The organism is Myxococcus sp. NMCA1 (genome assembly GCF_026810205.1).
GTDB classification, from domain to species: domain Bacteria; phylum Myxococcota; class Myxococcia; order Myxococcales; family Myxococcaceae; genus Myxococcus; species Myxococcus xanthus_A.
On sequence record NZ_CP113950.1, the window covers coordinates 21446 to 33374 of the forward strand.

12 protein-coding genes are annotated in these 11929 nt (G+C 69.2%); 7 read left to right on the forward strand and 5 right to left on the reverse strand.

All coding sequences use genetic code 11. The features are described 5' to 3' along the window. Nucleotides 1-13 precede the first annotated feature (13 nt). Together OZ403_RS00105 and OZ403_RS00110 are read right to left on the reverse strand one after the other, a co-directional pair. The gene (locus OZ403_RS00105) at nucleotides 14-775 is read right to left on the reverse strand and encodes an ABC transporter permease (RefSeq protein WP_140786529.1); all 762 of its coding nucleotides are present in this window, start codon (nucleotides 773-775) and stop codon (nucleotides 14-16) included. 9 nt (nucleotides 776-784) lie between these two features. After that, a complete protein-coding gene (locus OZ403_RS00110) occupies nucleotides 785-1684 on the reverse strand; it encodes an ABC transporter ATP-binding protein (RefSeq protein WP_140786530.1) in 900 nt (299 codons plus the stop codon). A gap of 198 nt (nucleotides 1685-1882) precedes the next feature. On the opposite strand from OZ403_RS00110, the gene OZ403_RS00115 reads away from it, so the two are divergent. Next, nucleotides 1883-2233, forward strand: a complete 351-nt coding sequence (locus OZ403_RS00115) for a hypothetical protein (protein WP_140872939.1) — start codon at nucleotides 1883-1885, stop codon at nucleotides 2231-2233. A gap of 27 nt (nucleotides 2234-2260) precedes the next feature. On the opposite strand, the gene OZ403_RS00120 is transcribed toward OZ403_RS00115, so the two are convergent. Continuing rightward, nucleotides 2261-2827, reverse strand: a complete 567-nt coding sequence (locus OZ403_RS00120) for a hypothetical protein (protein ID WP_268783191.1) — start codon at nucleotides 2825-2827, stop codon at nucleotides 2261-2263. A gap of 211 nt (nucleotides 2828-3038) precedes the next feature. Between OZ403_RS00120 and OZ403_RS00125 the strand changes: the two genes are divergently transcribed. The 3 genes from OZ403_RS00125 (at nucleotide 3039) to OZ403_RS00135 (ending at nucleotide 6597) form a co-directional block, all read left to right on the forward strand. Beyond that, nucleotides 3039-4124, forward strand: coding sequence for a glucose 1-dehydrogenase (locus OZ403_RS00125; protein WP_268783192.1), 1086 nt, complete (start codon nucleotides 3039-3041; stop codon nucleotides 4122-4124). 22 nt (nucleotides 4125-4146) lie between these two features. Continuing rightward, nucleotides 4147-6012 (forward strand): glycoside hydrolase family 15 protein, encoded by a 1866-nt coding sequence (locus tag OZ403_RS00130; RefSeq protein ID WP_268783193.1) that lies wholly within the window; start codon nucleotides 4147-4149, stop codon nucleotides 6010-6012. A gap of 66 nt (nucleotides 6013-6078) precedes the next feature. Next, nucleotides 6079-6597, forward strand: coding sequence for a hypothetical protein (locus OZ403_RS00135; protein ID WP_140786535.1), 519 nt, complete (start codon nucleotides 6079-6081; stop codon nucleotides 6595-6597). A 46-nt stretch (nucleotides 6598-6643) separates the two neighbouring features. Here OZ403_RS00135 and OZ403_RS00140 read toward each other — a convergent pair whose 3' ends face one another. Continuing rightward, entirely contained in the window at nucleotides 6644-7084 is a 441-nt protein-coding gene (locus OZ403_RS00140; RefSeq protein ID WP_140796851.1) for a DUF6209 family protein, read from the reverse strand. Nucleotides 7085-7237: 153 nt separating this feature from the next. Here OZ403_RS00140 and OZ403_RS00145 point away from each other — a divergent pair, with 153 nt between their 5' ends. Further along, a complete protein-coding gene (locus OZ403_RS00145; protein WP_174258581.1) occupies nucleotides 7238-8359 on the forward strand; it encodes an App1 family protein in 1122 nt (373 codons plus the stop codon). Nucleotides 8360-8392: 33 nt separating this feature from the next. Here the strand turns inward: OZ403_RS00145 and ppk1 are convergent, their stop codons facing one another. After that, nucleotides 8393-10555, reverse strand: coding sequence for a polyphosphate kinase 1 (ppk1, locus tag OZ403_RS00150; protein WP_268783194.1), 2163 nt, complete (start codon nucleotides 10553-10555; stop codon nucleotides 8393-8395). Nucleotides 10556-10737: 182 nt separating this feature from the next. Here ppk1 and OZ403_RS00155 point away from each other — a divergent pair, with 182 nt between their 5' ends. Continuing rightward, nucleotides 10738-11235, forward strand: coding sequence for a hypothetical protein (locus OZ403_RS00155; RefSeq protein ID WP_174258582.1), 498 nt, complete (start codon nucleotides 10738-10740; stop codon nucleotides 11233-11235). A gap of 98 nt (nucleotides 11236-11333) precedes the next feature. Next, nucleotides 11334-11546, forward strand: a complete 213-nt coding sequence (locus OZ403_RS00160) for a hypothetical protein (protein ID WP_268783195.1) — start codon at nucleotides 11334-11336, stop codon at nucleotides 11544-11546. Nucleotides 11547-11929 lie beyond the last annotated feature (383 nt).

Sequence of the window (11929 nt, forward strand, 5' to 3'; positions counted from 1 at the left end):
ACGGCCGTGGGCCTCACGTCGTCGCCGTCAGCCCCCACCGCCGCCGCAGCCGCACCTCCACCGTCTGGAAGAGGACACGGTCCACCGCGGTGCCGATGATGACGATGGCCACCATGACGGCCATGACCTGGGGCACGTCCATCAGCTCGCGGCCCACCGTGAGCAACTGCCCCAGGCCGCCGGAGACGAAGAGCAGCTCACCGGCCAGCAGCGCGCGCCAGGCGAAGCTCCATCCCAGCTTCAGGCCGGTGACGATGCCGGGCAGGGCCGCGGGCAGCAGCACGCCGAAATGGAAGCGCAGGCCTCGCACGCCCAGGGTGCTGGCCACGCGGGTGAGCTGCGGGTCCACGCCGTTGACGCTGTCCTCGGTGGCGATGGCGATGCCCAGCACGCTGCCCATGACGACGACGAAGAGGATGGCGCCGTCCGTCAGCCCGAACCACAGCAGGGCCAGCGGCAGCCAGCAGATGGATGGCAGTGCCTGCAGCCCCATCACCACCGGCTTCACGGCGTTGCGGAAGAAGGGGATGCGGGAAATCAGCAGGCCCAGGGGGACGCCCAGGGCCACCGACATCAGGTAGGCGCGCAGCAGCCGCCCCAGGGAGCGTCCCGCCGCGCCCACTAGGCGTCCGTCGGCGACCATGGCCACCAGGCTCTGGGCCACCGTCAGGGGCCCGGGCAGCAGGTGGGGAGACCAGACGCCCATCCGGGCCACCAGCTCCCAGAGGCCAATCAGCAACGCGATCACCAGCAGCTTCTGGGCATGGTGTTTCATGACGCACCTCTACGGGCCGGGAATCACCTGCGGACGGAGCACGGGCTGGGCGGGGGCCCGGGTGGGCGCTGGCTTGAGCGAGCGTGTGTGGGCGCGGCCCTCCACCTCACGCAGCAGGCCGCCGACGTGCCGCACCATTTCATTGAGCGCCGCGTCCTCCGGCTGGCGCGGCATGGGCAGGTGGACTTCCAAATCCCGCACCACGCGTCCCGGCCGGGGCGCCATCAGCACCACGCGGGTGCCCAGCATCAGCGCTTCATGGACGTCGTGGGTGACGAACACCACCGTCTTGCCCGTGCGCACCCAGATGGACTGGAGGAGCTCCTGCATGTGGATGCGCGTCTGGGCGTCCAGCGAACCGAAGGGCTCGTCCATCAGCAGCACGGCCGGGTCCACCGCCAGCGCGCGGGCGAGCGAGGCCCGCATCTTCATGCCCCCGGAGAGCTGATGGGGCAGCGCGTCCTCGAAGCCGCCCAACTGCACCCGCTGGATATAGGTGTCCGCCCGCTCGCGGCGCTCGGCGCGGGGCACGCCCCGGGCGGCCAGCGCGAAGGTGATGTTGCCGCGCACGGTGAGCCACGGGAACAGGGCGGCTTCCTGGAACATCAGCAGCCGGTCCGGCCCGGGCCCGTGGATGGGCTGCCGGTCGATGGACACCGAGCCCCCCGTGGGTACCACGTGTCCCGCCAGCGCGTAGAGCAGCGTGGACTTGCCGCAGCCGGACGGACCCAGCAGGCATACGAATTCGCCCGAGCGGACGTTGAGGTCCACGTTCTGCAAGGCGACCACCTTGTTGGCGTACTCGTGGTCCAACCGGGCGACGCTGATTTTCGCGCGCTCCGCGCCGACATGCGCCGGCTGGAGCAGGCGCAGGGAACTTCTCCAACGGCCAAGGAGGGCGCGCAGCATCCACCACAAGCTAGGCACGTAGGTGCAAGTGGGAAGGGGGAGCACGCAAAGGGCCCGTTGAGGGCTTCCTGGCCTGCTCGCCTGCTCTGCGCGCGGAGAGGGGCTCGTGGCCCACGGCCTTTGTCCCACCCGGTAGAACCTAGTGACGCGGCAGTCGCGTGTTTTCATCGCCTGCCCGGCTGTCTTAGACATTGGGGCATGCTGGCGGAAGGGCTTATCGAGCTGATGCGGGGCGTTCTGGCGACCTACTCGGACAAGAGCCGCTTCGGCGCCGCCGGGCTGATGCTCCTGCTGGGCCTGGGCGTGCTGCTGGGGGCGGGCAGCCTGGCCCTCTCCGCCGAGCCCCTCATCGCCGACGAGGGGCTGGCGTGGACCGTGGGATTGCTGGCCCCCTTCGTCGTGGGCGCCGTCGTGGCCGGCTTCCAGAAGGTGAAGCTGTGGGACTGGCAGTTCCGGTTCGACCTGGAGCGCTTCGGCGCGGCCTTCTGCGTCACGATGGGCTTCGTGCTGACCCGCTTCGTCGGCGTCCTGCTGCTCGCCGGGGGCTGAGGCGAAGGCCCTTCGTCCCGGGGGTGCTCAGGCGGCGCGGCTCGCCCGTTCGGTGCGCAGGTGCGTCCGCGTTCGCAATCCCAGCCACGCGGCGAAGACGAGCAGCAGCACGCCCACGCCGCTGAAGGCGCCGCCCACGCGCAGGGAGGCGTTGCGGTCATCCCGGACGAACTCCACCGTCTTTCCGCCGGGGTTCGCGAAGGACTGCTCCAACTGCGCCTCCACGCGCGTGGCTTCCTCTTCCTCGGTGACCCACTGGAAGAAGAGGGGGTACTCGCCGTGCGCCGTCACCAGCGTGGGCCGGAAGATGGGCACGCGGTTGCGGCGGGCGGCGCGGGTCCGGTCCACCTTGACGTCCTGCACATCCTTCATCGCGAAGCTGGCCACTTCGTCGCGGGTGAGCCAGCTGGAATGGAACAGCAGGCACACGCCGCCGGGCTGGCACCGCAGCTCCACGCGGGCCTTGGCGCTGAGCAGGTAGGGGCCCAGCACGAGGAAGGGCAGGGCGAGCAGCACGCACGCCGCCGCGGCAATGGCCGTGGTGCGGCTGCGGCGCGGCTCGTCATCGGAGTAGGAGGACTGGGGCTCGCTCACACCTCTCCTCATAGACCCGGGCGGGCCGGGTGGGCAGCGGTTTCGTGCATGCACAGCGTTGACCCCTGGGCAACGTGGGAGCGGGCGCTGTTCACCAGCGGGCCCGTGCCGCCACGGGTCCGTGCTTGAGCGAGCAGTCGTACCCGGCAGGCATCACCGTGTCCCGTCCGCGCCTGGCCGCGTGCCGGGATGTGCATCGCAAGGAGGCCGTATGAAGGCCGTGGCCGTCTTCCCCCAGAAGCGCGAGGTGCGTGTCATCACCGACGCCCCCGAGCCTCGCATCCAGTCCCCCACGCAGGTGAAGGTGCGGACGCGGGAAATCGGGGTGTGTGGCACGGACAAGGAAATCATCGAGTTCGTCTACGGCTCCCCGCCGCCGGGCTCGGACCACCTCATCCTGGGTCACGAGTGTCTGGGCGAGGTGGTGGAGGTGGGTGAGGCCGTCCGGGGCCTGAGCCGCGGGGACTGGGTGGTGCCACGCGTGCGCCGGCCGTGCCCGCATGCCACCTGCCCGCCGTGCCGCGGGGGCCATCCGGACTTCTGCATCACCGGCGATTTCACCGAGCGGGGAATCCAGGGCGCTCACGGCTTCGGCGCCGAGTCCTTCGTGGAGGACGTGGCCTACCTGCACCGGGTGCCCGCGGAGCTGCGCGAGGTGGCGGTGCTCACCGAGCCGCTCACCATCGCGGAGAAGTCCCTCCGCCAACTGGAGCGCTTCCAGGACCGGCTGCCCTGGAAGGTGGGCCCGGGCCGCGCGGTGGTGCTGGGCGCGGGGCCGGTGGGACTGCTGGGCGCCATGGCGCTGGTACGCCGGGGTTATGCCACCACGATGTATTCGCGCAGCCCCAAGCCCAACGCGAAGGCCGAGGCATCGGAAGCGCTGGGTGTGCCCTACATCTCCTCGAAGGAGGTGCGGCCGGAGGAGCTGGTCCGCAGGGTCGGCGCCGCGGACGTCATCTACGAGGCCGCCGGCGTGGCGAAGGCGGCGCTGGAGACGCTGAAGGCGCTGGGCCCCAACGGCGTCTGCATCCTCACGGGTGTCCCGTCGAAGGAGGAGCCCTTCGACGTGGCACCGGTGCTCAAGGACGTGGTGCTGGGCAACCAGGTGCTGGTGGGCACGGTGAACGCGGCGGATGTCGACTTCGACATGGCGCTGGAGGACTTGCGGCACTTCCAGGCCCGCTGGCCCGGGGGGCTGGAGCGGCTCATCTGCGCCAGGCACTCGCCCGAGGACTTCTGCGACGTCGTCACTGGCAAGAAGTCCGGCGGCATCAAGGACGTCATCCGCTTCATCTGACCCCTTCGACAAGGAGTGACGCATGGCAACGGGAAGCAGCGGCGCTTCGGTGACGGGACAGCCGGTGGCCATCGAGGACCACGGCGTCATCGGCGACCTGCGGACGGTGGCGCTGGTGGGCAACGAGGGCACCATCGACTGGTTTTGTTTTCCGCACTTCGACAGTCCCAGTGTCTTCGCCGCGCTGTTGGACCGTGAGAAGGGCGGCCACTGGGGCATCGCGCCGGAGCCCGACGGGGTGATGAAGCGGCAGTTCTACTGGCCGGAGACCAACGTCCTGGTGACGCGCTTCTACACGCCGGATGGCGTGGGCGAGCTGGTCGACTTCATGCCCATGTCGGGCAGGAAGGGGATGAAGGAGGATCGGGAAATCCTCCGGCGCGTGCGCGTGGTGCGTGGACAGATGGTCTTCCGCATGGAGTGCTTCCCGGCCTTCAACTACGCGCGGGATACGCACGAGACGAAGCTCATCCACAGCGGGGCCACCTTCTCCTCTGACACGCTCCAGCTCACGCTGTCCTCGTCGGTGCCGCTGCGGAAGGTGGAGCGGGGCGTCACCGCGTCCTTCACCCTGCATGAGAACCAGTCCGCCGTCTTCTCCCTGCACCCGGGCGCGCGCACGTCCTGCGAGGCGGTGGTGCACAACCATGAGTCCTCCGAGGAGCTCTTCCGGGAGACGGTGGAGTACTGGCGCCACTGGCTGTCGGGCTGCCAGTACACGGGCCGGTGGCGGGAGACGGTGCAGCGCTCGGCGCTGGCGCTCAAGCTGATGACCTTCGCGCCCACGGGCGCCATCGTCGCGGCGCCCACTTGCAGCCTGCCGGAGTCACCGGGCGGAACGCGCAACTGGGACTATCGCTTCTGCTGGCTGCGCGACGCGGCCTTCACCGTGTACGCGTTCCTCCGCATCGGCTTCAAGCAGGAGGCGGCGGCCTTCATGCGCTGGGTGGAGGCGCGCTGCGCGGAGTACGACGACGGGCCGCTGCCCCTGATGTTCGGCATCGACGGCAAGCGCGTGCCCGAGGAGCAGGAACTCCTTCACCTGTCGGGCTATGGCGGCGCGCGCCCGGTGCGCATCGGCAACGCGGCGGCGGACCAGTTGCAGCTCGACATCTACGGCGAGCTGATGGACTCCGTGTACCTGTCCAACAAGTACGCGGCGCCCATCTCCTATGACTTCTGGCGGCACCTGCGGCGGCTGGTGGACTGGGTGTGTGACAACTGGGAGCTTCCGGACGAAGGCATCTGGGAGGTGAGAGGCGGGCAGCGGCAGTTCGTGTACTCGAAGCTGATGTGCTGGGTGGCGGTGGACCGCGCCATCCGGCTGGCGGACAAGCGCAGCTTCCCGGCGGACCGGGCCCGCTGGCACAAGGTGCGGGACGCCATCTTCGAGGACATCATGGACAAGGGCTGGAACCCGGAGCGGGGCGCCTTCGTCCAGTACTACGGCGGCCACGCGCTGGACGCGGCGAATCTGCTGATGCCGCTGGTGTTCTTCCTGTCCCCGGTGGACCCGCGCATGCTCCAGACGCTGGACGTCATGCGCAAGCCGCCGTCCCACGGCGGGCTCGCGTCGGACGGGCTGGTGTTCCGCTACGACGTGGAGGCCACGCTGGATGGAATCGCCGGCAGCGAGGGCACCTTCAACCTCTGCAGCTTCTGGCTGGTGGAGGCGATGACGCGCGCGAGCGTGGCCCGGCCCGACCTGCTGGAGGAGGCGCGGCTCATCTTCGAGCGGATGCTGGGCTACGCCAACCACGTGGGCCTGTACGCGGAGCAGACGGGCATGTCCGGCGAGGCCTTGGGCAACTTCCCGCAGGCACTCACTCACCTGGCGCTCATCAGCTCCGCCTACAACCTGGACCGCACGCTGGGCCGGCGCGACTGAGGCCCGCCGCTGTCAGTCCGGAATGAACCTTCCGTCCACGCCGTGCCCTCACACAAGGACACGGCCATGGGAGATCCACGCAATCCGAAGCGGGCGCACGAGCGCTGGAACCTGGAGCGCCTGCGCGCCTGCGAGACGGAGGTGCGCGCCCTGGCGCCCTGGGTGACGGTGTCCGGAGGCTGGGCCTGGCACTTCATGGCCCCGCCGCACGAGGAGCTGAAGCGCTTCCACGACCACAAGGACGTGGACCTCTTCGTCGAGCCCGCGCGCTTCCCGGAGCTCATCGCCGTGCTCACCGCTCGCGGCTACCACCGCATCTGGACGCGCTTCGACGCCACCTCCACGCACTTCTACCGCTACGCCCGGCACGATGAGGGCGGCAAGGTCCTGCTCGACGTCTTCATCCGGCGCGTGCCCTTCGTGGACGCCGGGGGGATTCGCGTGGTGGACCCGGCCACGCTGCTCACCTTCTACGGAGACATCCACAGCACGGATGACTGCGTGTCGGTGCTCGCGGCGCGGCGGCTGCTGGCGAAGGGCCACAGCCCCCTGGGCCGGGTGGAGCTCGTCACGCAGGCCCACTGAAAGCCCCGTGGGCGCGGCCCTGCACGCCGCGCCCACGGGCTCGCCGTCACTGCACGGTGAAGAGGTGGTTGTTGCCGAAGTTCGAATCCCAGGCCTGGCAGCCCCAGCGGCTGGTGTTCTCGAACCAGACCGCCAGCGTGCCCCGCGTGTTGAGCGGGATGGACGGCGCGGGCGGGTTGGGCGTGGAGGAGAAGCCCGCAACCCAGAAGCGCTGCACCGGGCCATTGTTGAACTGGTAGTAGCCCGTCATGGTCCACCCGGGCGTGGTGCCGTTGATGTTGCCGCGGCACTGCGTCAGCCGGTCCGCGCTGAAGTGGATGGCCGCGGTGGAGCCGAAGGGCAGCGGGTTGGAGGAGGCGAGCACATTCCAACCCTGCGCGGGCGACTGGAAGGTGATGCTGGAGGGGGACTGCGAGGAAGCGGCCGTTCCGGCGAGCAGCACGGCGACGGCGGCGGCGAGACACCAGCGGGGGGATTGACGCGGCAAGGCAAAGCTCCAGGTTGAGAGGAAGCTGCGTTGCGGATACGCACACCGTGGCAGGCAAGGGCTGTGACAGTCCGCCAGTGGACCCTCACGGGTTTGTGCCGCTCAATCGCGGACTCCTCTAGAGTCAGGCTCCACACCTTTACGCTCCGCGCCATGGCCGACTTTCTTCCTCGCTTCTATCGACTCGCCGTCCGCGTGGACGCGCACTATGACGCGCTGAGCCGCAAGCTTCGCCAGAAGCTGGGAATCGCGCCGCCGCTGCGCATCCTCCCCTACCGGGGCTATGGCACGCCCGAGCGCGCCGTCATCAAGGCCCGCGTGCTGGAGGACCGGCATGTGCGGCCGCCGCAGGAGCGCTACACGCTGGTGGGCAGCGCGGTGGCCTCCTACAAGCGCTACATGACGCGCGAGGTGCCGGGCGCGCACGTCGCGGTGCGCTGGGGCGACAAGCGCTGGGAGGGCACCACCGACGAGGAGGGCTTCCTGGAGCTGTGGGTGCCTCCGCCGGACGGGGTGCGCTCGGGCTGGCACATGGTGGAGCTGGAGCTGCTGTCGCCGGACGCGGAGGGCGTGTCCCGCGTGGCCGCGCCGGTGCGGATGGCCGGGCCCGGCGCGGAGTTCGGCGTCATCAGCGACATCGACGACACCGTCATCGTCACCGGCGTCACCGACCTGTTCAAGCGGGCCTGGGCGCTCTTCCTCACCGAGCACCGCGTGCGGCTGCCCTTCCCGGGCGTGGACGCCTTCTATGCCGCGCTCCAGCACGGCCGGGGGACCAGCGCGGACAACCCCATCTTCTACGTGTCCAGCAGTCCGTGGAACCTCTACGAGCACCTGGACGAGTTCCTCTCCCTGCACAAAATCCCCACCGGTCCGCTGCTGCTGCGCGACTGGGGCCTGTCCAGCCAGGGCTTCGCGCCCGGCGGCGGCCATGGGCACAAGCTGGAGAAGATTCGCGCGGTGCTCAGCACGCTGTCGCACCTGCCTTTCATCCTCATTGGAGACAGTGGCCAGGAGGACGCGGAGCACTACCGCACCATCGTCCGTGAGTTTCCCGGGCGCATCCTCTGCGTCTACATCCGCAACGTGCCCGGGCATCAGCGCCGGGCCGAGGAGCTGGCGCTCATCGCCGGGGACATCCGCGCCGCGGGCAGCCAGATGCTCGCGGTGGATGACACCACCGAGGCCGCCCGTCACGCCGCGCGCGAGGGGTGGATTCAGTGGCGCGAGGTGCGCGAGGTGGAGGCCCACCGCCGCGAGGACGCCGAGCGCTGAGACCCCCCGGCGCCCACCGAGGTGCAGGTGCTGTCAGAGCAGCGGACGGCCGCCCTGGAACTGGGCCATGCGCTGGGCGCGCTCCATCATCTCGCCCTGGGCCCAGCGCTTCTCCTCACCGGCGCGCGGCAGCCGGCGGCGCCATCCGCCATCCGCCGTCAGCTCCCAGGCGGACGTGGTGTCGGCCATGCAGCGCTCCAGCGAGTCTTTCACCTGGGCGGCCAGGCTGGCGTCCTCCACCGGCGCGAGGATTTCCACGCGGTGGTCCAGGTTGCGCGGCATCAAGTCCGCCGAACCGATGAAGCAGCGCAGCTCCGGGCCGCGCTCGAAGATGTAGATGCGCGAGTGCTCCAGGAAGCGGCCCAGCACGGACACCACGCGGATGTTCTCCGACACGCCGGGAACGCCCGGGCGCAGGCAGCAGATGCCGCGCACGTTGAGCTCCACCTTCACGCCCGCGCGGGACGCCTCGTAGAGGGCGTGGATGATGCCGGGGTCCACCAGCGCGTTCATCTTCATCTGGATGCGCGCGGGGCGCTCGGCCGTGTGCGCGGCGACGGTGCGCTTGATTTCCTCCAGCAGGCCCTGGCGCATGGTGAGCGGGGCCACCAGCAGCTTGCGGAAGCTCTTCGGCCGGCCAAACCCGGTGAGGTAGTTGAAGACGTCCGCCACGTCCGCGCCAATGTCCGGGTCCGTGGTGAACAGGCCCATGTCCGTGTAGAGGCGCGCCGTCTTCGGGTTGTAGTTGCCGGTGCCGATGTGCACGTAGTGCCGCACCTTGTCGCCCTCGCGCCGGACGATGAGGATGGCCTTCGCGTGCGTCTTCAGGGACGGAATCCCGTAGACGACGTGCACGCCCGCCTCTTCCAGCGCGTTGGCCCAGCGGATGTTGGTGCGCTCGTCGAAGCGGGCCTTCAGCTCCACCATGCACACCGCCTGCTTGCCGCGCTCGGTGGCGGTAATCAGCGCGGGCACCAGCGGCGAGCTGTCCGACGTGCGGTACACCGTCTGCTTGATGGCCAGCACGTCCGGGTCGGCCACGGCCTCGGTGACGAAGCGCTCCACGGAGGTGGCGAAGGACTCGTAGGGGTGGTGGACCAGCAAGTCCCCCCGGCGCATGGACGACATCACCGTGCCGCCGTCCGGCGCGTCCGCGTCCGTGCGCAGGCGGGCCTGGGTGATGGGGACCCACGGCGGGTCCTTCAGCTCCGGGAAGCCCGGGGCGAAGGCGACGGACTGCAAGTCGTTGAGACCCACCAGGCCGTGCTCCTCGTAGACCTGACGTGCCTCCAGGCCCATGGCCTCCACCAGCGGCTCGAGCAGCTTGGGGCTCATGCCGGCCTGGACTTCCATGCGGATGACGTCGCCGAAGCGGCGCTCACGCAGCTCCGTCTCCACGGCCTTGAGCAGGTCCTCCGCGTCCTCGGACACGGTGAAGTCCGCGTCGCGGGTGACACGGAAGGTGCCCCAGCTCAGCACCTCCATGCCTGGGAACAAGTCGCCAAGGTGCTGGGCGATGACTTCCTCCAAGGGGACGAAGACGTTGCCCTTGAGGGGCAGGAAGCGCGGCAGCAGCTCCTTGGGCACCTTCACCCGGGCCACGCTCTCCTCGTCCGCGTCCGGGTCCCTCAGCAGCACCGCCAGGCTGAGCGACAGGTTGGAGATGTAGGGAAAGTGCCGCCCCAGGCCGATGGCCAGCGGGGTGAGGACGGGGAAAATCTGCTCCTTGAAGCGCTGGTCCACCTGGGCGCGCTGCTCGGCGTCCAAATTCCTGGCGGAGAGGATGCGCAGGCCCTTCTCGGCCAGGGCGGGGCGGAGCACCTTCTCGAAGGCGTCGCCGTGGCGCCGCGCCTGCTTGAGGATGCCGTCGTGCAGCTTGTCCAGGGTGTCGCTGGGAGAGGCTCCGTCGGGGACCAGGCGCGCCACGCCGCCGCGAATCTGCTCGTGCAGACGGGCGACGCGAATCATGAAGAACTCGTCCAGGTTGCGCGCGTAGATGGCGATGAACTTCAGCCGCTCCAGCAGCGGAATTTCCGGGGACTCGGCGAGCTGGAGGACGCGGTCATTGAAGGCCATCCAGGACAGCTCTCGGTTGAAGAAGAGCTCCGTGTCCTTCGACTCCGCGCCGGCCGGGAGCGCGTCCCGGTTGGAGGGTTTCTGGGTGACGCCGCGACCGCCGCCGCCGCGTTTCGGCATGGTGACTTGACTCCTCGTTGACTCCCTTGGAGGGGATGTAGCAGGCCGCCCCCCTGTTCATTGTAAACTCGCGTGTGACCTGGGAGAGGGAGCCGTCAGGCGATGTAAGCCCTCCCAGGTGGGCGGGCAGGGAGAAAGGGCGGGAGGCGTGGACTTTGTTGCATCCGCGATATGAGGACTGCATGTCAGGCGACGTGAGCGCGACGGAGACGAACCCCCAGGAGGACGCGGCCAGCGGCCTCTTCACGGCCTTCCAGAAGGACAGGAAGGTGCCTCGGGGTCGGTGGGCGGGCGCTCTGCTGGCGGCCCTGGTACCGGTGGTGCTGGGTGTGGGCTTCTGGACCATCGCCAAGGGCGAGGAGAAGACGTTCCGCATCGTCACGCCCCAAGGCTTCAAGTCCATGCGGGGTGGGATGACGACGGAGCAGGTGCGCGCCGTGCTCGGACGGCCCATCACCCTGGAGCGGGACACCAGCGGGGCGGAGTGCTACCGCTACGGGCAGCCCAACTTCGTCAACCCGCAGTTCCTCATCTATTCGGTCTGCTACGAGGACGGGAAGCTGCGGGACGTGAAGACGCACCAGTACTCCGCCTGGAACGTGGACCCCGCCACGGGGACGTTCGCGGCGCCGGGCGAGGAGCCCGCGGACGCGGCGCCCGTACCCGCTCAGGAAGGCTGAGCCGGCCGTTCGTACCGAAACGATGATGGAACCATGCGTGGCCGCCCGTGAGTCGCGGGTGCCAGGCTCCCTCCGTTCGATGCAGCGGAGGTCGCACCATGAGGCGGTTCTCTCGGGTGCTCACGGCCCTTCTGGCGGCGGCGGGGCTTTCTTCCGCGCAGGCGTCTGACGACGTCTTCGGGTACGCGGTGCCCAGCGAGGACCTGCCGGTGGCGGTGAAGGTCGACTATGTCGTCACGGGTTGTTGGGTGTTCACCCAAAGCACCTTCTACCTGAAGGTGACGCGAAGCGGCGCGGAGGTCTCTGGCTGAGGGGACGACTGGGAAGACCCGGTCAAACTCAGTCCCAAGAAGCTGTCCCGGGCCGAAGGTGAGCGCATCCTCCGGGATTTGACGAGCGCGATGCTTCGTAGAGAGTCCGAGTCGGCCTCCGGTCATGCGCCGACCCACTACGAGACCACTGTCGAGTGGGCCTGTGGTGGTGTCAGGGGGGCGAAGCGCGGCACGGTGGTGTTCATGGCACCCGCCTACGACTTGTATTTCCCGGATGAGGGAGAGGGAGACTCCTACGCGCGCGCCGTTGGCATCCGTGACGTTGTGGTGAAGGCACTCCGGCAGGCACATCGCTGACACGATGGCACCCAACACATGCGCATGGGAGTGCCCCATCGAGGCACTCCGCCACATGGGGTTGC

Excerpts from the sequence above, each read along its gene's own strand:
- OZ403_RS00135 (WP_140786535.1), top strand. The coding sequence starts at position 6,079 with ATGGGAGATCCACGCAATCCGAAGCGGGCGCACGAGCGCTGGAACCTG.
- ppk1 (WP_268783194.1), bottom strand. The coding sequence starts at position 10,555 with ATGCCGAAACGCGGCGGCGGCGGTCGCGGCGTCACCCAGAAACCCTCC.
- OZ403_RS00160 (WP_268783195.1), top strand. The coding sequence starts at position 11,334 with ATGAGGCGGTTCTCTCGGGTGCTCACGGCCCTTCTGGCGGCGGCGGGG.
- OZ403_RS00130 (WP_268783193.1), top strand. The coding sequence starts at position 4,147 with ATGGCAACGGGAAGCAGCGGCGCTTCGGTGACGGGACAGCCGGTGGCC.
- OZ403_RS00155 (WP_174258582.1), top strand. The coding sequence starts at position 10,738 with ATGTCAGGCGACGTGAGCGCGACGGAGACGAACCCCCAGGAGGACGCG.
- OZ403_RS00145 (WP_174258581.1), top strand. The coding sequence starts at position 7,238 with ATGGCCGACTTTCTTCCTCGCTTCTATCGACTCGCCGTCCGCGTGGAC.
- OZ403_RS00125 (WP_268783192.1), top strand. The coding sequence starts at position 3,039 with ATGAAGGCCGTGGCCGTCTTCCCCCAGAAGCGCGAGGTGCGTGTCATC.
- OZ403_RS00105 (WP_140786529.1), bottom strand. The coding sequence starts at position 775 with ATGAAACACCATGCCCAGAAGCTGCTGGTGATCGCGTTGCTGATTGGC.
- OZ403_RS00110 (WP_140786530.1), bottom strand. The coding sequence starts at position 1,684 with ATGCTGCGCGCCCTCCTTGGCCGTTGGAGAAGTTCCCTGCGCCTGCTC.
- OZ403_RS00115 (WP_140872939.1), top strand. The coding sequence starts at position 1,883 with ATGCTGGCGGAAGGGCTTATCGAGCTGATGCGGGGCGTTCTGGCGACC.